This is a genomic window from Streptomyces sp. NBC_00510, assembly GCA_036013505.1.
In the GTDB taxonomy this organism is placed as follows: domain Bacteria; phylum Actinomycetota; class Actinomycetes; order Streptomycetales; family Streptomycetaceae; genus Actinacidiphila.
Window position 1 is genome coordinate 8730245 of sequence record CP107851.1, and the last position, 20903, is coordinate 8751147.

The 20903-nt window shown below is 71.6% G+C and carries 19 protein-coding genes; 8 read left to right on the plus strand and 11 right to left on the minus strand.

Going from position 1 to position 20903, the window contains the following annotated elements:
• The first annotated feature begins 14 nt into the window (after window positions 1–14).
• Window positions 15–1409: an NADP-dependent succinic semialdehyde dehydrogenase gene (locus OG937_39630; protein ID WUD77390.1), complete on the plus strand. Its 1395-nt coding sequence runs from the start codon at window positions 15–17 to the stop codon at window positions 1407–1409.
• A 19-nt stretch (window positions 1410–1428) separates the two neighbouring features.
• Window positions 1429–1956 carry a YbhB/YbcL family Raf kinase inhibitor-like protein gene (locus OG937_39635; GenBank protein WUD77391.1) on the plus strand — a complete coding sequence of 176 codons (528 nt, stop codon included), beginning with the start codon at window positions 1429–1431 and terminating at the stop codon, window positions 1954–1956.
• Between the two features lie 13 nt (window positions 1957–1969).
• Here the strand turns inward: OG937_39635 and OG937_39640 are convergent, their stop codons facing one another.
• The gene (locus OG937_39640) at window positions 1970–3037 is read right to left on the minus strand and encodes a helix-turn-helix domain-containing protein (GenBank protein WUD77392.1); all 1068 of its coding nucleotides are present in this window, start codon (window positions 3035–3037) and stop codon (window positions 1970–1972) included.
• Window positions 3038–3352: 315 nt separating this feature from the next.
• Here OG937_39640 and OG937_39645 point away from each other — a divergent pair, with 315 nt between their 5' ends.
• Window positions 3353–3787 carry a VOC family protein gene (locus OG937_39645; protein WUD77393.1) on the plus strand — a complete coding sequence of 145 codons (435 nt, stop codon included), beginning with the start codon at window positions 3353–3355 and terminating at the stop codon, window positions 3785–3787.
• 112 nt (window positions 3788–3899) lie between these two features.
• On the opposite strand, the gene OG937_39650 is transcribed toward OG937_39645, so the two are convergent.
• Both OG937_39650 and OG937_39655 read right to left on the minus strand, forming a co-directional pair.
• The gene (locus tag OG937_39650) at window positions 3900–5849 is read right to left on the minus strand and encodes an N-acetylmuramoyl-L-alanine amidase (protein ID WUD77394.1); all 1950 of its coding nucleotides are present in this window, start codon (window positions 5847–5849) and stop codon (window positions 3900–3902) included.
• 948 nt (window positions 5850–6797) lie between these two features.
• Window positions 6798–7646 (minus strand): SDR family NAD(P)-dependent oxidoreductase, encoded by an 849-nt coding sequence (locus OG937_39655; GenBank protein ID WUD77395.1) that lies wholly within the window; start codon window positions 7644–7646, stop codon window positions 6798–6800.
• Between the two features lie 127 nt (window positions 7647–7773).
• On the opposite strand from OG937_39655, the gene OG937_39660 reads away from it, so the two are divergent.
• Window positions 7774–8349, plus strand: a complete 576-nt coding sequence (locus OG937_39660; GenBank protein ID WUD77396.1) for a TetR/AcrR family transcriptional regulator — start codon at window positions 7774–7776, stop codon at window positions 8347–8349.
• 45 nt (window positions 8350–8394) lie between these two features.
• On the opposite strand, the gene OG937_39665 is transcribed toward OG937_39660, so the two are convergent.
• Together OG937_39665 and OG937_39670 are read right to left on the minus strand one after the other, a co-directional pair.
• Entirely contained in the window at window positions 8395–10212 is a 1818-nt protein-coding gene (locus OG937_39665) for an ATP-binding protein (protein ID WUD77397.1), read from the minus strand.
• Window positions 10209–10919, minus strand: a complete 711-nt coding sequence (locus OG937_39670) for a response regulator transcription factor (GenBank protein ID WUD77398.1) — start codon at window positions 10917–10919, stop codon at window positions 10209–10211. The genes OG937_39665 and OG937_39670 overlap by 4 nt, the downstream gene beginning before the upstream one ends.
• 124 nt (window positions 10920–11043) lie before the next feature.
• Here OG937_39670 and OG937_39675 point away from each other — a divergent pair, with 124 nt between their 5' ends.
• The 4 genes from OG937_39675 to OG937_39690 are packed head-to-tail and all read left to right on the plus strand — an operon-like array spanning window position 11044 to window position 14648.
• Window positions 11044–11640 carry a hypothetical protein gene (locus OG937_39675; GenBank protein WUD77399.1) on the plus strand — a complete coding sequence of 199 codons (597 nt, stop codon included), beginning with the start codon at window positions 11044–11046 and terminating at the stop codon, window positions 11638–11640.
• Window positions 11624–12748: an efflux RND transporter periplasmic adaptor subunit gene (locus OG937_39680; protein WUD77400.1), complete on the plus strand. Its 1125-nt coding sequence runs from the start codon at window positions 11624–11626 to the stop codon at window positions 12746–12748. Before OG937_39675 ends, OG937_39680 begins: the two co-directional genes overlap by 17 nt.
• On the plus strand, window positions 12745–13458 hold the full coding sequence (locus OG937_39685) for an ABC transporter ATP-binding protein (protein WUD77401.1): 714 nt from the start codon (window positions 12745–12747) through the stop codon (window positions 13456–13458). The genes OG937_39680 and OG937_39685 overlap by 4 nt, the downstream gene beginning before the upstream one ends.
• Window positions 13455–14648: an ABC transporter permease gene (locus tag OG937_39690; GenBank protein WUD77402.1), complete on the plus strand. Its 1194-nt coding sequence runs from the start codon at window positions 13455–13457 to the stop codon at window positions 14646–14648. The genes OG937_39685 and OG937_39690 overlap by 4 nt, the downstream gene beginning before the upstream one ends.
• Before the next feature lie 28 nt (window positions 14649–14676).
• Here OG937_39690 and OG937_39695 read toward each other — a convergent pair whose 3' ends face one another.
• The 6 genes from OG937_39695 to OG937_39720 all read right to left on the minus strand — a co-directional run bounded on the left by OG937_39695 (window position 14677) and on the right by OG937_39720 (window position 20771).
• The gene (locus OG937_39695) at window positions 14677–15324 is read right to left on the minus strand and encodes a response regulator transcription factor (GenBank protein WUD77403.1); all 648 of its coding nucleotides are present in this window, start codon (window positions 15322–15324) and stop codon (window positions 14677–14679) included.
• A complete protein-coding gene (locus OG937_39700; protein ID WUD77404.1) occupies window positions 15321–16466 on the minus strand; it encodes a histidine kinase in 1146 nt (381 codons plus the stop codon). The genes OG937_39695 and OG937_39700 overlap by 4 nt, the downstream gene beginning before the upstream one ends.
• Window positions 16467–16531: 65 nt before the next feature.
• On the minus strand, window positions 16532–16801 hold the full coding sequence (locus tag OG937_39705; protein ID WUD77405.1) for a hypothetical protein: 270 nt from the start codon (window positions 16799–16801) through the stop codon (window positions 16532–16534).
• Window positions 16798–17850 (minus strand): D-alanine--D-alanine ligase, encoded by a 1053-nt coding sequence (locus OG937_39710; protein WUD77406.1) that lies wholly within the window; start codon window positions 17848–17850, stop codon window positions 16798–16800. Before OG937_39710 ends, OG937_39705 begins: the two co-directional genes overlap by 4 nt.
• Entirely contained in the window at window positions 17847–19028 is a 1182-nt protein-coding gene (gene alr, locus OG937_39715; GenBank protein ID WUD77407.1) for an alanine racemase, read from the minus strand. Before alr ends, OG937_39710 begins: the two co-directional genes overlap by 4 nt.
• A gap of 747 nt (window positions 19029–19775) precedes the next feature.
• Window positions 19776–20771 carry a helix-turn-helix transcriptional regulator gene (locus OG937_39720; GenBank protein WUD79022.1) on the minus strand — a complete coding sequence of 332 codons (996 nt, stop codon included), beginning with the start codon at window positions 20769–20771 and terminating at the stop codon, window positions 19776–19778.
• Window positions 20772–20903: the final 132 nt, after the last annotated feature.

A 20903-nucleotide genomic window follows, 5' to 3' on the forward strand; every position in this document is an offset into this window, starting at 1 on the left:
CCTAGCGTGGAAGCATGGCCATCGCAACGATCAGCCCCGTGACCGGCGAGGTCCTCGAGCGGTTCGACGAACTCACCCCCGAGGAACTCGAGGACAAACTGGCCCGGGCGGCCGCCGCGGCCGCGTCGTACCGCCTGACGACACCGGAGCAGCGAGCGGGATGGGTCGAACAGGCCGCCGACCACCTGGAGAAGGAGGCCGACGCCGTCGCCCGGCTGCTCACCACGGAAATGGGCAAGACGCTCAGGGCCGCCCGGGAGGAAGTGGTCAAGTGCGTGCGCGGGCTGCGCTTCTACGCCGCGGAGGCACCCGCCTTCCTGCGGGACCGGCCCGGTGACGGCCCGAGCGTCGGCGCGCGGCAGACGTACGTCACCTACCAGCCGCTCGGTGTGGTCCTGGCGGTGATGCCGTGGAACTTCCCGCTGTGGCAGGCGATGCGGTTCGCCGCGCCCGCGCTCATGGCGGGCAACGTGGGCCTGCTCAAGCACGCCTCCAACGTGCCCCGGACCGCTCTCTACATGGAGCGGCTGTTCCGTGACGCGGGCTTCCCGGACGACGTGTTCCAGACCCTGCTGATCTCCTCCGGACGGGTCGAGGAGGTGCTGCGGGACGAGCGCCTGGCGGCCGCGACGCTCACCGGCAGCGAACCCGCGGGACGGTCGGTGGCCGCCATCGCGGGGGACGCGATCAAGAAGGTGGTCCTCGAACTCGGCGGTTCCGACCCCTTCATCGTGATGCCGTCCACGGACCTGGAGCGGGCCACCGACGCCGCAATCAGGGCACGATGCCTCAACAACGGGCAGTCGTGCATCAACGGCAAGCGGTTCTTCGTCCACGCGGACATCGCCGAGGCCTTCATCGGGATGTTCGTCGCGAAGATGGGCGCGCTGGTCGTCGGCGACCCGATGGACGACGGGACCGACGTCGGCCCGCTGGCCACCGAGTCCGGCCGCCGTGACGTGGAGGCCTACGTGGACGATGCCGTGAGCAAGGGGGCGACGGTGCTGGTGGGCGGGGAACGACCGGACCGGCCCGGCTGGTTCTACCCTCCCACGGTGCTCACCGACATCACGCCCGACATGAAGATGTTCCACGAGGAGGTCTTCGGTCCGGTGGCGCAGGTGTGGACGGTGTCCTCGCTGGAGGAGGCACTCCGGATCGCCAACGGCCACCCGTACGGGCTGGGTTCCAACCTGTGGAGCGAGGACGAGGCGGACCGGGCGCAGTTCGTACGTGACGTGCAGTCGGGCATGGCCTTCATCAACGGCAACACGACCAGCTACCCGGAGATCCCCTTCGGCGGCGTGAAGCGCAGCGGGTACGGACCCGAACTGTCGGACCTGGGCATGCGCGAGTTCATGAACGCCAAGACCGTCTGGATCGGCGGGAGCGCGGGCGGCACGTCGTAGCCGAAAGCGAGGGACCGTCATGATCAAGCCCTATGCCCCCTACGACTTCATGCCGCCGATCCCGGGTTTCTCGGTGACCTCGCAGTCCCTGGCCGACGGCGGGCAACTGGCGCGCGAGCACGTGAGCGGCATCCTGGGGGCGGGCGGATCGGACGTCTCACCGCAGCTGAGCTGGTCCGGCTTCCCCGAGGGGACCCGTAGTTTCACGGTCGCGATGTTCGACCCCGACGTGCCCACCGCCTCGGGCTTCTGGCACTGGGCCGTGGCCAACCTTCCCGCCTCCGTGACCGACCTGCCGGCGGGGGCGGGAGACGGAAGCGCGCTGCCGGGCGGAGCGGTGACGCTGCCCAACGACGCCGGCTACCGAAGGTACCTCGGTCCGGCGACTCCTCCGGGGAACGGCCCGGACCGCTACTTCCTCGTGGTGCATGCCGTCGACGTGGAGAAGCTGGACGTGTCCGAGGCGACGGCCCCCGCCCTCATGGAGTTCCAGCTGTTCACGCACGCGATTGCGCGGGCGACCATGTACGGCACCTTCGAGCGGTGAGAGGGCCCCGGCCCTACAGGATGTCGTGGCCCTGGTCGGGGCCACCGCCTACGGCTCGGCGATCCCTGACGTATGCGGCGGGAGTGGCCCCGTAGCCCGATTTGAAGTTCCTGATGAAGTGACTGGTGTCCGAGAAGCGCCAGCGTGCCGCGATCTCGGCGATCCCGGCCGTGGCGTCCGGGTCCATGAGTTCGTCGTGGGCCTTCTGCAGACGCCGCCTGCGGACGCAGGCCATCACGGAGTCGTCCGCGGCCGAGAAGCTCCGGTGCAGCGTCCGAAGGGACACTCCCACGTGCCCGGCGACCATCGCCGGAGACAGGTCACCGCTTTCGAGATGCCTTTCGATGACGTTCCTGGCGGCCGCCACGATGGCCCGGGGGTGGTCGTCGAGCGCCGGACCGGGACGTTCCGAGAAGATGCCGGAGAACAGGGCCGCGCAGGCATCACGCGCCATGCGCCGGGCCGTGACCGACGTCTCCAGTTCCCGGCTGCTGCTCCGCACCGCCTCGAGGTAGTTGAGGAGGAATCGCACCTCGGGTGCCGCGGTGTCGGCTACGTAAGCCTGTCCCAGCTGTTTCCCCGACCCGATGTGCGGAAGCACCAGGTGGCGCGGAATGGAGATGACGTGCACATTCGTGGCCGACGAGCAGGAGAATCGCCACGAGGCCTTCGTGTCGCGAATGCAGATCTGTCCTGGCTTGACGTGGTACGTCTTCTTGCCCGCCAGGAACTCGATCCAGCCCGAGGCCACCACGTCGGCGACGATCGGATCCTGGGGCAGGTTCTTCCCGGAAACCCCTGTCAGGGAATCGACGTAGACCTGGGCGGACAGCAGTCCGTCGATGAGCTGGCCATGTGCGCCGAAGCGAAATCCGCGAGAGGCGGCGGAGTGCGGGACGGCGAGGCGTGTGAGATGCGAGAACGGGCCGTTCTCTCCGAACGGGTTGTGCTCCCGGTGCAGGAAATGCCGCTCGGAGGATTCGGCCTGTTCGGCGGTGAGGCGCATTCCGGCCCGGTAGGTGATGGTGCTGTCGGGACTCGGCGTGGCGGTCGCAAAGCCTGCCGATCGCTCGTATTCCACCTGCACCCTCTCGCGATCGCTTCGGGATCCTCCGCCGGAGGTGCCGAGTGATCGATGCCTCGCCAACTGATCCGTGCCTGCTCAAGTGTACTACTCGTTCGGAATTCAACAACTCGCCACGCGTTCCGCGGAATGGATCCGGTACGTCGGTGGCACGGATTTTCCATGACGTGGCACACATTTTCAGAAGGGCTTATGCGTTGCCGCAGACCGTCCACGCCGAATCCCACACGATTGGCACCCCCGAGCGGCGCCCGCCGACAATCGATCCATAGGGGAACGGACGGGCTGAAGACTCGCTACCGGAGGTATGCCATGGCCCAGGTCATCGCCGGCCCCAGGATCACCGGGGTCCACCACCTCTCCTTCACCGTGTCCAACCTGGAGGACAGCCTGGACTGGTACCAGCGGCTGTTCGGCGCCGAACGCGTCGACTACAAGTTCAACCACCTCTACCGGGAATCGACGGGGTACGGGGTGCTGCTGGTCACCCCCGATTCCGGCCTGGTGATCGGGTTGCACAAGAACACGGGCAACCAGCACGAGGGCTTCCTCGAATCCCGGACCGGTCTTGACCACATCTCGTTCCAGGTCGGCTCGCGCACCGACCTGGAGTCCTGGATGGCCTGGCTCGACGAGCTGGGCATCGCACACACACCCATCAGGGACGAGACGGAGCCGTTCGCCTACTCGACCGTCGTGTTCCGCGACCCCGACAACCTCCAGCTCGAGTTCCTCGCCCTCGCCTGACGGACGCCCGTACGGCGACGGGACCTGGACGGGCTGCGAGACAAGCACGCGTCGTGGTGTCCGGGGCGCGCATGCCCCGGACACCACCACGGATGCGGTGCCGTGCCGTGCGTCAGCCGTGGCTGGGAGGGTTGACCGGCCGCTTGGCGGTGACGTCGCCCTCGTAGACCAGCGCGGTGCGGTGGTTGTACTGGACGGTGTACATCTTCTTGGCGCCGAAGACGACCTTGCCGTCGGCCTTGAAGTAGTCGTCGGTCAGGGCGGGCGGCGCGGTGGCGACGTACGCCTGGCCGGACGGGATGGTGTACATGCTCAGCGGGGCCTGGGTGGAGGCGCCGTACCCGGCCGGGTACTCCGCGGCGTCCGGGTAGCTGGAGCCGTACACCTTCACCGGCGGGGTGTCGGAGGTCCTGCCGCTCTTGACGATGGTCACGCCGTGGGCGGGGACGGTGTTCCGGCCCTTCGGGTTGTGGAACCAGACCTTGCTGCCGCTGAACCAGATCGCGGTCCAGACGCCCTGCTTGCCGGCGACCACGAACTGCTGGCCTGCCTGGGCGGTGCTGCCCCAGTCGTTGATCCGGTTCGTCCCGGCGGCGCCGGGGTGGATGGACTGTTCGCCGAAGAGCGGCGCGGTGTCGTCCGGCGCGGTGCGCAGGTAGACGAAGTTGGCGGGCTGCTCGACCTCCGTGCAGGCAGGCGTGGCGCCGGTCGGGTCGTCGGACGGACAGATCTGGACGGTCTGCCGGTTGCCGGCGAAGCCGGGAGCGATGGTGACGACGCTGCCGACCACGCCGACACCGTGCCTGCCGGTCAGCGGGGCGCCGACCAGGGCCATGAAGTGCTCCCAGTCCCAGGACGGTCCCGGGTCCCAGTGCATGCCCGACACCGTCGCCGACGTCGGGCCGACAACGTTGTCGTGACCGATGACGTGCTGCCGGTCGAGCGGGATGTCGAAGCGCTCGGCCAGGTACTTCACCAGCTCCGCCGTGGCCTCGTACTGGGCCTCGGTGTACCAGGTCGCCCCGTGGGCGGCGTAGCCCTCGTGCTCGATGCCGATGGAGTGCATGTTGGTGGAGTAGTTGCCCGCGTGGAACGCCAGGTCCTTCGTGGGGACCATCTGCGTGACCGCACCGTCGGCGGACCGCATCACGTAGTGCGCGGAACTCCCGCCCGCGGTCTGGAAGGTGGCGATCGCCGACTCGTACGAGGACTCGGTGTCGTGGATCACGATCGAGTCGATCCGGATCCCGTTGGCCGGGCGGTTGGACACCTGGCCGTTGGACGGGGCGGCCGGCACGAAGGTGCAGTCCACGGTGGTGGGGCACTCGGTGTCGGTCGTCGCCGCCGAGGTCAGGCGCAGGCGGTCCAGCTGACCGGTGGCCGGGGTCACTCCCGTCCCGGCCGCCAGCGCCACCCGCTGACCGTCGGCGGTGGTGCGCTTCACGCCCTTCTTCAGCGTGGCGTAGACCCGGTCGGCGAACGCCCGGGCGCCCTCCCGTTGCGTGGACTGGCTGTAGCGGGCCACCGCGCCGTACCAGTCATCCGGAGCCGCCGAAGCCTTCCCGCCGGTCGCCTCCTGGTACGAGGCCAGCAGGGCGGCCCCGCCACGGATGTTGGCCGTCGCGTTGTCGCGCAGGTCCTTCGCGGACAGACCGGTGAGCTTCGCCGCGGCCTGGAGCGTGTGCAGCGCCGGGTCCGCGGCCAGTTCGGCCACGTCCGCCCGGCCGGCCATGCCGGCGTCACCGGCGGAGAGCATCGCCGCCGTGACATCCGTGAGATGCATCGGCCCGTAGCCGCCATCCGTGCTGTGCTGCCCGGCATGCGCGTCCCATGCCGACTCCTGGTACGCCACCGCCAGCAGCACCTGCTCCGGTACGTCGAACTCCGCGGCCGCGGCCGTGAAGTCGGCCTGCCGCGTGGACGTGGCGGGGGAGTTCTCGCCGGTCGCCTGTGCCACCACCGGTACCGCCACCGCACCGGCCACCGCCAGTGCCGCGGCCGCGAGCAGCACCGGCCGACGCCGTTCGGCATGCCGCCGGCGAGTCGTTCTCTCTGTCGTCATCAATTATTCCCGAGTGTGTCTGAGACGGTCATGTCGCCCTGTGGGCGAGCTGACTGACACGGCATGAGCCGTTCTGCGAGGCACTCCGGACTCTCTACGGAGGTGTGCCTGCCGTCTGTCGGCGCCGAACCGCGTCCGGCGTTCGCTCGCAATCGACCTGAGGACGGTTGGTGACGCTAGCAGAGCGCGCCGGACGGAATCAAAGAAGACAGTGCCACCGGGAGAATTCCCGGAAGTTGTGAACATGGCGTGAATCCTTTTCAGGGACAGACCGCTTGGGCCTTTCGCGTCGTCAGTTCGCCGCGAGCGTGCCGACGTCATTTGTCGACCCCTGCCGGTGATTTCTGCCACGAGGCGCGCAGATGACATTTCCGGTCCCCGACGTCCGGCGGGCGCGACATTGACGCCGGACGTCGGGGGGCTCGTGTGAAGGCGCCGCGGCGCACGGGGGGCTCCCGCCCGAGGCGGCCATCGACCGCGGCTGCGGCACGTCAGGCGTGCGCGGTCAGGGGCCCGCAACGCCGGGGGGAGCGTTGCGGGCCCCTTGCCGTGCAGGTGGCACGACGGTCTCCGGCCCCTGGGGAGGGCGGGATGAAGCGGCGTCGGCTGAGCCGACCCCGCCGTGACCGGAGAGGCGTCAACCCCTGCAACTCCTGGCGGCCGGCCGGCATGTGACCGGCCGCCAAGGGTCAATTCGGTCGCCGAAACCGTCAGCGTTGAGAATCACGTGGATCGTGCCGAAACGGTACGACTGCGACGGTGTTCTCTTTGACGATGCCGGGCACGGCGGACCTTCCCCACTGGCTTTCCGCTTGCGCACATTCGGCGATTCACCGCCACGGCAGCGCACGGGGCATTCCGCGTAACGGCTCCACCATCCGATCAGGTGAAGCGGGGTGCTGTATAGAACCTTGACGCCACGACCGGACAGGGCCGGAGTGGCACGGACTACTGCACGGCGGACGGCATGGAGCCGTCCACGTCGGTGAAGCCGTAGTGGAGTGCGAGGTCGCTCGTCGACACCGCGGATCCCGAGCGGTCCCGTACCGCGGGGTCGCCTGCCAGCGCCACCACGCCCCGCCCGACGAAACGCGGCGACTCCGCCGCGCCGACGTCGAACCTGCCCTCGCCCGGGAGTTCGATCTCGGAACGGCCGTTGCCGGCCCCGCGTGCGGCGGCGTCGACCAACTCGGTCCGGACCAGACCGGGCCACACCGACACCACGGACACGTCCCGCGGGCGCAGTTCCACGGCCATGTCCGCCGTCATCTTGTCGAGCGCGGCCTTGCCCACGCCGTACGCGGTGGTGTGGGAGTACTGGCGTGCGCCTGCCGACGAGACGTTGACGATCAACCCCCTTCCCGCCGCGAACAACAGCGGTGCCGCACAGACGCTCGCCACGTAGTGCGACCGTGTGCCGATGTCCAGCACTTGATCCCACGCGGCGAGGGGCAACTCCCAGAACGGCTTGCCGAGCCAGGCCCCGAGGTCCGGCGACGAGAAGACGTTGTTCACCAGCAGGTCCAACCGCCCGGACTCCTCGCGCACGCGCGCGAACACGTCCGCCACCTGCTCGTCACTGCGGTGGTCGCAGACGACGGCCACCCCCTTGCCGCCCGGCGCGGTCACCTCCTCGGCGGTCTCGCTCACGGTGCCGGGCAGCGGGCCGGCCGTGACGCTGCGCCCGGTGACGTAGACCGTCGCACCGGCCGCGCCCAGTTCGAGCGCTATCCCCTTGCCCACCCCACGGCTCGCGCCTGTGACGACGGCGATCCTGCCGACCAGCGGTCGATCCATGCCCACTCCTCCGGGAAGCCCCCGTGCGACCGCGGGTCGGCTTCCTCCCGTACCGATCATCCGAATGCCTACACTGTAGGCATGATTACACCAAGTGCAAAATTGCTCGGATGGTAGAGTCCGGCTCATGACGGCGGACGGGCTCAGGGAACGGAACAAGCACAGGAAGCGGGAAGCGATCCTGCGTGCCGCCCACGAGCTCTTCGCCGAACGCGGCTACGAGGCGGCCACGATCACCGACATCGCCGACAGGGCCGAGGTCTCCCGGCGTACGGTCACCCTGTACTTCCCCACCAAACTCAGCCTCGCGCTGGCCCACCTCGACGCGCTCGAAGCACGACTGCACGCCGCCATCAGCGAGCGCGAACCGGGCTGGAGCATCATCGACGCCGTCGAACACTGGCTGTACGGCGAATTGGACCACCCGCAGGAACTGAGCGGACTCACCGAGCGCATGCTCGCGCTCAACCCGCAGCTCCTGGGTCCCCACAAGGCGCGCATGGCCGAGATCGTCGAGACCGGGGCACGTCGCCTGGTCGAGGACATGGACACGCCTCCCGACGAGAGGGACGCCCGCATGACGGCCGCCGCGGCGGCCGCGCTGTGCTCGTCCCTCGGCCCCACGCCGACACGTGACGACGTCGTCGCGGCGATGACCTTCCTGCGCGCGGGTGTCGAGGCCTTGGCGGCGAACGGCACGTGAAGGCGCCGTTCGGCTCCGCCCGGTCCGGCGGGAGACCGGGCCGCACTAACGCCGACGCCCACCCCCGGCCGGCAGACGCAGCGTGAACAGCGAGCCCTCGCCGTAGGTGCTCTCGGCGGTGACGGAACCCCCGTGCGCGTGCGCGAGGTTGCGCACGATGGCAAGACCGAGACCGCTGCCGCCCGTACCGCGGTTGCGGGACTTCTCGGCACGCCAGAAGCGGTCGAAGACCCGGGGCAGGTCCTCGGGCCGGATCCCGCCGCCGGTGTCGGCCACGGCGATGACGACCGTGACGTCGTCCCGGTGAGCCCGGATCGTGACCGTGCCGCCTGACGGGGTGTGGCGGACGGCGTTGGAGACGAGGTTCGCCACCGCCTGACGGAGGCGGACCGGGTCGGCGTCGACGGTGCCGAGGCCGACGCCGTCCTCGACGCAGAGGACGACGCCGGCGTGGTCGGCGCGTCCGCGGTGGGCGGTGACGACCTGCTGGAGGAGTTCGGCGACGTCGCACGGCACCTTGTGGAGCCGCAACGCTCCGGCGTCGGCGGCGGCGAGGTCCCGGAGGTCGTCCACGACGTGCTGGAGCAGCAGCGCCTCTTCGAGGAGTGAGCCGACGAGGGCGCGGTCGGCCGGGACGACGCCGTCGTCGGCGGCCTCGAGCCAGCCGCGGATGTTGCTCAGCGGAGTGCGGAGCTCATGGGCGATGTCACCCACCATCTCGGTCCGCAGCCGTTCCAGCTCGGCGCGGTGCCGGGACATCTCGTTGAACACCTCGGCGAGCCGGCCGATCTCGTCCTTGCCGGTCACCTGGACGCGAGCGGCGAGGTCACCCGCCTTCATGCGGTGGGCGGCCGTCGTGAGGGCCCGCAGCGGTCTGACCAACCGGAGGCCCAGGCCCACGGTGACGGCGACGGTGAGCAGGAGCACGCTGCCGACGACGGCGGCCATGCGGAGGCGGTTGGGTGCGGACAGGTCGAACGGTGAGACGGCGGCGGCCTGGTCCGGGGAGCCGATGAACAGGAGCGCGGCCGGCGCGACGTACGGGGCGAGCTGCTCGCGGCGGGCGCTGTCCAGGCACGAGGAGACCAGCTGATCGTCCACGGGGATACGGCTTCCCGTGCCCGTCCAGGTCAGGTCCGGCGCCAGCCGTACCGGACCGCTGCCGCGGCGGCTCAGACAGGTGCCGACCAGGGTGTCGAGCTGGGCGAGCGCACGGGCCTCGGTGCGGGTGGGCCGGTCCAGGACGTCGTTGGCGCACCTGCTTCCCGTGTAGCCCGGCGCGTCCACGCGGGGCCGTCCGTTGGGGGCCGTGGCGGTGGTGGCGCGAATGCCCGGGATCTGGTTGAGGCAGTTGACACGGCGTTGCGCGAGGGCGGTCAGTTCCGTGCGCTCCGCCGAAGTCAGGCGGAACGGGCCGACGGCGCGGGAGTCGATGCGGTCGCGGCCACGGGAGCCCGAGACGCCGGCGTCGACGGACAGCGCGTCCACGGTCGCCGACGCCCGGTCGGGCAACGGGGCCCTCCGGCCGGAGCCGGTGCCGGAGCCGGCGTCGACGTCGACGTCGGCGGAGTCGGCGATCGGCCGGCGGTCCTGGGTGGTGAGGACGACGCGGTGTCCGGTCTCCCGGGCGAGGCGGTCCACCAGCGCCTGCACACCCTGCCAGTCGCGGTGCGTCGCGGCCCTGGCCACGAGGGCCTCGTAGATCCGCGAGTCGTCCGAGATGGCCTGGCCCTGCTCCTGCCGGATCGCCCGGGCGGTCGTGCGGACCGCAAGCCAGGCGGTGGCCGCGATCGAGCACACGGAGATCAGCACCGACAGCGCGAGCAGCCGCACGACCAGGCTGCGGTGGAAGCGGGCGTTCACGCGCTGTCGGACAGGACGTAGCCGATACCGTAGACGGTCAGCAGGCGCACAGGCTGGGCGGGATCGGACTCGATCTTCCGGCGCAGGTTCATGACGTGCGTGTCCACCGTCCGCACGGTGAAGTAGCGCCCCGTGCCGTGCAGGTGCCCGAGGATCTGCTCCCGGGTGAAGACCCGGCCCGGCTGGGCGGCGAGCGTCTCCAGCAGCCGGAACTCCCCGGGCGTGCAGTCCACGGGGGCGCCGTCGCAGGTGACCTGGTGCCGGGACGGGTCGATGCTCAGGCCGGCGACGATCAGCACCGGATCGGGTCCGGGTTCCGGTTCGGGGACGCGGGGCGCGGCGGGGCGGGCACGGCGCAGCAGGGTGCGCACCCGGGCGGTGAGCTCCCGTGGACTGTACGGCTTCGCCATGTAGTCGTCGGCGCCCAGGTCGAGGCCGAGGAGCAGGTCGTCCTCGGTGCAGCGGGCGGTCACCATCAGGACCGGCAGGTCGGACTCGCGGCGCAGGATGCGGCAGACGTCCAGCCCGTCGACCCTCGGCATCATCACGTCCAGCACGAGGAGCTGCGGGGGGTTGCGGCGCAGTTCCTCCAGAGCGGCACGTCCGTCGTGGACGACGGTCACGGAGTGCCCTTCGTGCTCGAGATAGACCCGCAGCAGCTCCGCCTGTTTCTCGTCGTCCTCGGCAACCAATATGTGGGCGCTCATGACCGGGAGTATAAGTAGGCCAAGTGGCGCATTCGGGCGCCCCGGGCGGCGTCCGCACCGGGGCCACCGGATCACGAACACTTCCTGACAGGATGCTGACATCCGTCGGCCACGATCCGGCGGCATGACCCACTCACGTCTGCCTCACCGCTGCCTCGGCGCGGCCGCCGCGCTCGCGTGCGCCACCCTCCTCGCGGGGTGCGGCGGGTCCGCCGGGCACACCGACGCCGAGTCCGGGAAGCGCGACGTCGCGTCCCTGACGACGGGCTCGCCGTCCGCCACGGCGTCCGGTGCCGCGCCCTCACGAAGCGCCGAGGAAGGCCGTCCGCAACTGCGCCTGGACAGCTCCGACGCCGAACGCGACCGCTACTGGAACGCGTACGCCACCTGCCTGAAGGACCACGGGCACAAGATGATCCTGTCCCGTGGCCCCTACTCCATCGACCAGAACGACAACAGCCCCACCGCCCGGGCCGCGCAGAAGACCTGCGCCGGAAAACTCCCCCTGCAGCCCCCCGAACTGGACCGCGACAGGAACCCGCACTACGACGACGACTACCGCGCCTACGTCACGTGCCTCAACTCCCGCGGACTCAAGGTCGTCGCGCTGCCCGACAACTCCGGCTGGACCTACGACGGCCAGACCACGATGAGCGACACCGAGCAGACCAAGGTCGACAAGAACTGCACGATGGAGGCCTTCGGTGGCAAGGACCGCTGACCACCGCCTCCCCAGACGGCGACGGCGCCGGCTCACCGTGGCGCTGGCCGTCCTCCTGACCGCCGGCGGCGCGGGAGGGGCCACCGCGGCCTGGAGCGCGCGCCACGGCAGCCCGCAGACCGCGCCGGACCACCCGATCCCGCTCCACACCGTCAAGGTCGTCAAGACCGACCTCTCCACCGACCGGACCCTGCCCGGCACCCTCGGCTACGGCCCGCTCCGGACGCTCAAGGGCAACGGCACGGGAGTGATCACCAAACTGCCCTCGCCGGGCGCGACAGCCGCGCGCGGCAAGGCCCTGTACTGGGTGGACGACCGGCCCGTCACCGTCTTCTTCGGCGACACCCCGTTCTTCCGCGCACTGGACAAGCCCGGGCTGCACGGCCACGACGTCACGGTGCTGGCGGACAACCTGCGGGCCCTCGGCTACGACATCGGGTACACCGCCGACCGCGGCCCCTCCCGCCTCACGACCGGCGGCTCCGAATTCACCCCCGCGCTCAGCGCCGCCCTCCGACGCTGGCAGCACGACACCGGGCAGACGGCGACCGGCACCCTGAAGCCCGGACAAGCGCTGGTCCTGCCGGGCAGGGCGCGCGTCAACACCGTCACCGCCGCCCTCGGTGACCCGGTCGCCGGGGAAGTGCTGACGTACACCACCACCGCGAAGTCGGTGGCGGTCAGCGTGGACGCGACCGAGGTCGGCGCACTCCGGACCGGGCAGAGCGTGACGATCACACTGCCCGACAGCCGCGAGATCCCCGGCAGGATCACCACCGTCGCCCGTGCCGTCCAGGGCGGATCCACCGAGGAGCAGACGGCCCAGACCGGCCCGCCCACGGTCGCCGTCACCATCACGCCCCAGCGGCCCGCGGACGTGAAGGCCCTGGACTCCGCCTCCGTCCAGGTCCGCTTCACCGCGACCGACCGCAAGGGCGTCCTGGCTGTCCCCGTCACCGCGCTCCTCGCACTCAGCGAAGGCGGCTACGCCCTGCAGCGGCCCGACTCCTCCCTGGTGGCCGTGGAGACAGGCGTGTTCGCCGACGGCCTGGTCGAGGTACGCGGCACGGGGGTCAGCGAGGGCATGACGGTGGTGACCTCCTCATGAACTCCGGGCAACCCGCCCTCGCCCTCGTCGTGCGCGAGGTGACCAAGACCTACCCGGGCGGTGTCACGGCCCTGGACGGGGTCACCCTCACTGTCGCGGAGGGGGAACTCCTGGCCATCGTGGGCCCCTCCGGCTCCGGGAAGTCCACGCTGCTGCACATCATGGGCACCCTCGACCAGCCCACCAGCGGCACGGTCGAGATCGCCGGCCACGCCGCCGCCGGACTGTCCGACCGGCGGCTCTCCGCGCTGCGCGCACGGCTGCTGGGCTTCGTCTTCCAGCACTTCCACCTCACCGACGGCCTCGACGCGACCGAGAACGTCGCCACCGGCCTGCTCTACGCCGGCGTGCCGTCCCGGCTGCGCCGCCCCCGCGCCGAGGAGGCGCTGGCCCGGGTCGGCCTGGCGCACCGCACCCGCCACCTGCCCCAGCAGCTGTCCGGCGGCGAACGCCAACGGGTCGCCATCGCCCGCGCACTGGTCAACGAACCCGCCCTCGTCCTCGCGGACGAACCGACCGGAGCCCTGGACAGCGCCAACGGCCAGGCCGTCCTCGACCTGCTCACACGACTGAACCAGGAAGGCACCACCATCGCCGTCATCACCCACGACCGGGACATCGCCGCCCGCATGCCGCGCCGCATCGAGATGCGCGACGGCCGCGTCGCCTCGGACACCGCCACCCGCACGACCGCCGGGAGCCCGGCATGAACCGACCGATCCGGCTGTCCCCCCTCGACGTCCTGCGGCTCGGACTGCTGGGCCTGCGCACCCGCAGGACCCGCGCCGCCCTGTCCGCCCTGGGCATCGCGATCGGCATCGCCACGCTCGTCGTCGTCACCGGCATCCCCGCCTCCAGCCAGCGGGCGCTCATGGAGGAACTGTCCGCGCTCGGCACCAACATGCTGCGCGCCCAGCCCCAGCCCGACGCCGACCAGAAGGCCCGGCTGCCGGAAGCGGCGGACGCGATGGCGGCCCGCATCGGCCCGGTGACCAGCGCCACCGCCGTCGCCAACACCCACGCGACCGTGCGGCGTTCCGACCTGGCCGACCCCAACGACTCCATCGGGATCACCGTTCTCGCCGCCAGGACCAACCTGCTGACCACCGTCGGCGGCACCGTACGCGCGGGCCACTTCCTCGGCCGGGCCACCGAGCGCTTCCCGACAGCCGTCCTCGGCACGCGCGCCGCGTCGCGGCTCGGCATCGGCCGGGTCGTCCCGGGTCGGGAGCCGCTGGTGACGATCGCCGAGCACCGGTTCACGGTGATCGGCATCCTCGATCCGATGCCGCTCACCCCCGACCTGGAGAGTTCCGTCCTGGTCGGCTGGGACGCGGCGCGCGACGTCCTCGCCTTCGACGGGCACCCCACGGTGGTCTACGTGAAGGCACGCGAGTCACGGATCGAGGCGGTACGCGCGGTCCTGCCCGACTCCGTCAACCCCGAGCTGCCCGGACTGGTCCAGGTCAGCCGGCCCTCGGATGCCCTGGCCGCCAAGCGCGCCACCGAGCACGCCTTCTCCGCCCTCTTCCTGGGACTCGCGGGTGTCGCTCTCCTGGTCGGCGGCATCGGCGTGGCCAACACCATGTTCGTCTCCGTCCTGGAACGACGCCGCGAGATCGGTCTGCGCCGCGCCCTCGGCGCGAACCGCCGCCAGATACGGGGGCAGTTCCTGACGGAGTCGGTCATGCTGTCCGTGTTGGGCGGGCTCAGCGGCACCCTGCTCGGAGCGGCCGGCACGGCCGCATACGCGATCTCCCAGTCCTGGCCGCCCGTCCTGCCGCCCCTCGCCCTCGCCACCGGCATGGCCGGCGCGATCGCCGTGGGCGCCGTCGCCGGCGTCTACCCCGCCCTGCGCGCCTCGCGCCTGCCCCCGACACAGGCCCTGTCGGCGGTCTGACGTGACTTCGGCGAGCCGACGCAGGGCCCTACCCGCCGGCGAGGCCCGTGCGCCAGGCCCACAGGGCGATCTCGACGCGGTTGCGGGCGGAGAGCTTCGTCTGGACGTTGCCCAGGTGGGTCTTGACCGTGCCCAGGGACACGAAGAGTTCGGCCGCGATCTCCGCGTTGGTCTTGCCCTCGGCCACCAGCCGGACGACGTCCGTCTCGCGGGAGGACAGATCGGAGGCCTCCGGCGCGGCGGGTCGGGGCGGCTTGATGCCGCGCAGCAGCCGGATCGTGATCGCGGGGCTGACCAGGGCTTCCCCGGAGTACGCCGCGCGCACCGCCTCGGTCAGGAGCGCCGGGCCGGAGTCCTTGAGGAGGAATCCGGAGGCTCCGTTGTCCAGTGCCTGGTAGACGTACTCGTCGTCGTCGAAGGTGGTGACGACCACGATCTTGGGGGCGTCGCCGGCTCCGGGGCGGTTGAGTTCGCGGAGGGCCTGGAGGCCGTCCATGCGCGGCATGCGGATGTCCATCAGGACGACGTCGGGGTTGAGCGTGCGGGACATCTCCAGGGCCTGGACGCCGTCCTTCGCCTCTCCCACGACCTCGATGTCGTCCTCCGCGCCGAGGATGAGGGAGAACCCGGTGCGGACCATGGCCTGGTCGTCCGCCAGCAGGACACGGATGGTCATCGTGCGCCCCCGGCGGGGATCCGGGCCTGCACGCTCCAGCCCTCCGGGAGCCGGGGGCCGGCGGTCAGGGAACCGCCGAGTGCCGCGGCGCGTTCGTGCAGGCCGGCCAGGCCGTAGCCGCCGTCGGGGTGGTCGCCGCCACGGCTGCGGCCGTCGTTGGTGACCTCGACGGTCACCGCGTCGGGCCGGTCCCGGCGGCGCACGCGGATGTCGAGGGTGCGGACCGCGTCCGCGTGCTTGCGCACGTTGGTGAGGGCCTCCATGACCACCCGGTGCACCGCCGACTGGACGTCGATGGCGATGTCGTCGAAGTCGCCCTCGATGCGCAGCCTCACCTCCGGACCGGTCTCGGAGGTGAAGTGTTCCGCGAGGGAGGCGATGTCGGCGATCGTGCCCGGCGGTGACAGGCGGGCCTGGGCGTCGGGCTCGCGCAGCAGGGTGACCATGCGGCGGATGGCCGTCATGGCCTCGTCGCCGGCCGCCTCGATGCGTTCCAGGGCGGGAAGCACGGCCTGTGGCTTGCTCGCCGCCACGGTCTGCGCGGCCTGGGCGAGCACGACCATGCCGGTCACGTGATGGGCGACGTAGTCGTGGAGGTCCGACGCGATGCCCGTCCGCTGGGCCAGCTGGGCGGCGGTCACCTGGCGCTGTCGGTTGGTCTGGAGCATCCGTACGGACAGGCCCGTGGCGGCGGCGATCACGCCGCCGAGCGCCAAGGCCAGGGCCAGGGCCAACGCGATGCGCTGGTGGGACTTCAGGGGTTCGAGCACCAGCCCCGCCAGCAGGAGCATGACCGCGAAGGAGGCGCGCATGGGCTCGGCCCGCCATGCGGTCACCCCGATGACCAGGATGGTCACGGCGGCGGCGGTGAACCCGAACGGCACGGTGCTGTAGTCGGCGGGCGGAGTGGTGAGCGTCGCCAGCAGCACCAGCGCCCCCAGCCACAGCGCGCCCGTACCCAGCGGGACGGCGGCCAGCCGTGGCGTCACCAGGGCGACCACGATCGCCAGGAGGACGGTGAACGGATGGGCCTGGTTCAGGCTCACGTCCAGGATGCCCAGGACCAGCAGGGCCCCGGTTGCCGCCAGCCACCCGATGCCCCGCACCGCCCGTTCGAAGACGCCGTCCGCTGTGGTGCCCACGTTCTCGTCGTCTCCACTTCCGCTCGCCTGCCGAGCGGAAACCGCTCCGGGTGTCGCCTCCAGTGTCACCGATACGCCCCGGAAGACCCGGATCCATCCCCGCGCACCATCGGTGTGGCCGCGTCCGGCTCCGGGGGCGGGGGCGGTGTGCGCTCCGGCTTGGTGTGGATGTCGTCCGTTCCCGTGCCCAGGACGACGACGTCGAAGACGGTCTGGGCGTAGACCCGGGCGGTGCGCAGCAGGTGGTGCATGCGGTGGTGCCCTCCGTTGCTCTCGTGGTGGATCGCGGCGGGTGCGGGACCCTGGTCGGTGGTGAGGCGGTGCTGCCCGGTCACGGCCGCACCTGCGCGGTGGCCGCTGCGCGCGGGCCGCGACCCTGCGCCGGGGAGGACGCCTCCGGTGCGGCGAGCGCCCCCCGGACCAGTTCGTCGAGCAGTGCGGGGTAGCTCAGGCCCTGGTGCGTGAACATCTTGGGGACCTGGGACCGGGCGGTCATGCCGGGCATGGTGTTCACCTCGTTCAGCACGGGACCGTCGGGCGTGAGGAAGAAGTCGCAGCGGGCCACTCCGCGGCACCCCAGGGCGGTGAACAGGTCGAGGGACGCCTCGGTGAGCCGGTCCAGCTCGCCGGCGGAAAGGGCGGCGGGTATGCGGAACCGGGCTCCGCCGTCGTACTTCTGTTCCGTGTCGAAGAGTCGGCCGTCGTCCAGCAGGATCTCCAGCGGCGGCCCGACCGTCAGGCGGCCGTCCGCGCGCTGCAGCACGGCGAGGTCGACCTCCCGTCCGCTCACCAGGTCCTCGACCAGGACCCGGTCGTCGATCCGGAGCGCCGCGGCGATGGCCGGGGCGAGCTCTGCCGCCTCGGTGACGAGGGCCACTCCGTGACTGGACCCCGCGGCGACGGGCTTGACGACGACCGGGCCGTGGAAGCGCACCTGGTCGGCGTTGCCGGCGGTGACCAGGAAGCCCGGGGCGACGGCGATACCGACGGCTTCGGCCACCAGCTTGGTCGCCCACTTGTCCATGGCCAGGGCGCCGCCCCGCACACCGGCGCCGACGTACGGCAGGTCCGCGAGGTCGAGCAGGGCGGCGAGCGTGCCGTCCTCGCCCTGCGGGCCGTGCATCGCGGGGAACACCACGTCGCACCCGGCGAGCAGGGTCAGGGCCGCGGACAGGCTCGCCGCGGGCGTGCCCGCCAGCGGGTGCCCGGCGGAGTCCCGCCACACGCCGTCCCGGCCGATGGTGAGGGACAGCACGTCGTAGGCGGTGGGATCGAGTGCCGCGCCGACGGATGCGGCGGAGGCCAGGGACACCTCGTGCTCGTCGCTCCGCCCGCCGCCGATCACGGCGACCCGGACGCGCCGGGCCTCGGACGCGGGGATCACGCGGCCACCGCCGGCTGCTGCACCGTGCGGCGCAGTCGCGCGCCCAGGCCGGTCACGATCTCGTGCTCGATGGTGCCGGACCAGCGGGCCCAGTCCCGGAGGGTGGGCTCGCCGTGGTCACCGGCGCCGAAGACGGTGGCGACGTCGCCGGGGGCGGCCGGATGCTCGCCGGTGTCGACGATGATCTGGTCCATGGAGATCCGCCCCACAACGGGGCGGCGGCGCCCGGCGAGGAGCACTTCGGCCCGGCCGGACGCCGCGCGGGGAAGCCCGTCGGCGTATCCGACGGCCACCAGTGCCAGGTGGGTGCCGCGGTGGGCGCTCCACGTGTGCCCGTAGCCGGCCCGGGTCCCGGCGGTGACCGTGCGGATGGAGACCACGGGGGCGGTCAGCGTCAGCGCGGGCCGCAGCGGGGTCGTCCGCGTCGGATCGATGCCGAAGAGCCCGGCGCCGACACGGCTCAGGTCGAACCGGGTCCGCGGGTCGGTGAGGGTCGCCGAGGTGGCGGCCACGTGCCGGAGGGCCGGCCGCAGACCGGCCTCGGCCGCGGTGACCGTCGCAGCCCGGAACAGCTCGAGGGCCTGGTCGGTGCACGGGTCGCCCGGGGTGTCCGCGCAGCCCAGGTGACTCATGACGCCGACCACCCGGACCAGACCCGCACGCTCCGCGTTCCGGGCCAGGCGGCACAGATCGGCCCATTCCCGGGGGTCGGCACCCTCGCGGGCCATCCCGGTGTCCACCTGGAGGTGGACGTCGGCGGTCCGGCCCGTCCGGGACGCGGCACGGGTCACGGCGGCCAGGTGCTCGGGCCCGGGAACGGCCAGCGAGACACCCGCCCGCAGCGCCTCCTCGAAACCGGCGTCGACCGGATTGAGCCAGCTCAGGATCGGCACCCGCAATCCCGCGCGCCTGAGGTGCAGCGCCTCCTCGACGGACGTCACACCGAGCGAGGTCGCCCCCGCGCCCAGGGCGGCGGAAGCGGCCTCCGCAGCGCCGTGTCCAAAGCCGCCGGCCTTGACCACGGCCATCACGCGGGCGGCGCGCGCCGCGAAGGCCCGGGTGTTCGCGGCGATCGCCGTCAGATCCACCCGCAGCTCCGGACCGGCCCGGTGGCCGGGCAGCGTACGGAGTGGGTCGGCGGTACGGACGGCGGAACCGATCGGTGGAACGCAGTGCATGGGGTGCCCTTCGGAGGTGTCACAGTCAGGCCGGTACCCTGCGACCGGAAAGGCTCAGGGCATCACCGCAGGTGGGTGAGGTTTGAGCCCCCGCCGGTCCGGGCGCTCGGCCCGGCCCTGCAGCCCGGGCGAGGCCGCCCGCGGATGCGGTGCACGAGCCGGAGCTCATGCCCGGAAGGCTATGAAGAGCCGATGGCCGTCCGCTTCGGGCGGAAGTCGGACCTCTTCGGGCGCCGCTACGACTTTCGGCTGAACGCGGCCGCCACCGAAAGACGAGAGCGGCAAGGGCAGCGGACGCAGGCGCAGCCGGTTGCGCGGGTCGCTCGTGTGCGAGCCTGAGCTGGGACCGCGCCACGGGCGGATCGCCGCCCCGCCGGAGTCCGATTCGTCGTAAGGGTTTGGTTCTCCGGGGTTTCGGAAGCGCGTGTGAGGCTAGGCGACCTGCCGGAGCCGCCCGCCCGGTTGCGTGTGGTGATGGTGCACGGGGCCGGACGGGCTCCCGACGCGGTTCCGCCGGCCGCGATCGCCCCATCAGCAGCGGCTCCGGCCTGTGTTTCACGATGCCCCCTGGCCGGGGCCGCCCGGACATGGAGAAGGGCCCCGTGTCGCCATCGGGGCCCTCGGGCCGTGCCCGCGGTGGTGGCCGCGGACAACTCCACAAGCGTAACCACACCCCACGCCGTCCGACGTGGTCTTGCGGCCGACGCGCCGCAAAGGCCCACCAGGCCGGTACCTCTGGCCTGGGCCTCAGAACCGGGCCGGCAGCCAGCCCCGCTGCACGGCGCGCACGCCGGCCTCGAAACGGCTGCGTGCGTCGAGGCGGTCCATCAGCTCGGAGGCGATCCGCCGGGCCGTGCGGTGTGACACCCCGAGCCGCTTGGCGATCGCCTCGTCGGTGTGGCCCTCGGCCAGGAGCCGGAGGGTGGTCGCCTGCTGGCCGGTGAGCCCGTGCGGGTCGGTGGGCACGATCTCGCCGAGCGGCTGGGCGGCATCCCAGGTGGTCTCGAAGAGCGCGCACAGCGCGGTGAGCGTGCCCTGGCCGGTCAGCAGGACGGCGCCCGCGGCGGTGTCGTCGCTGCTGACCGGGATCATGGCGGTCAGCCGGTCCATGATGATCATCCGGGTCGGCAGGGACGGGGTCGTGCGGATCAAGCCGCCCAGTCCGGCCAGCCAGGTGGCGTGCTCGACGGTGGGCCGGTGGGTGCGGACGCTGTCGAGGTAGATCGTGCGCATGCGCACCCCGCGGTCGAGCAGATCCTCGTTGAGCGGCCGTGAAGCGGCCATGTTCTCCGCGGTCTGCGGACCGCCAGGGGCGAAGGTCAGGAATTCCTCGCGTACCTCGCGGGTGAGCACGGTCAGCCGGTCGCGTATCCGGTCGAGGCCCACCAGATGCTCCACCCCGGGATGGCTGGTGGCGGGACGGAGCTCGGCGTACTCGGAGATGAGCTGGGCCGCGGCGGCCCGCGAGGCTTCGAGGCGCTGCTGCTGGGCGGCCAGCTGGGCCTGCTGGCGGCCCATCAGGACCTCCATGCCGACGTCCGGTGAGACGGCCCGGAGGCGGCCCGCGTCCCCGGCGGCGGGGCGTACCAGGGCCAGCTCGCTCAGTGTGTCGAGGGCCTCGCCCACCTCTTCCGCGGAGAGCTCCACGGCGTGGGCGAGGGCCGCGACACCGGCGTTCGGGTCTCTGAGCATGGCGCGGTACACCGTCTCCGCGACGGAATCGAGTCCGAGAGCGGTCAGCATCTGGTCCCCCTGGTTTCCTGCGTACGGCGTCCCCTGTTCGACGGCGATCTTCGCAGAGCGACGGGGGATCGTCACGGAGGCAGGACGGAACCGGCCAGGGCCCCAACGGTCCAATGTGCAAACGGGCTTGAT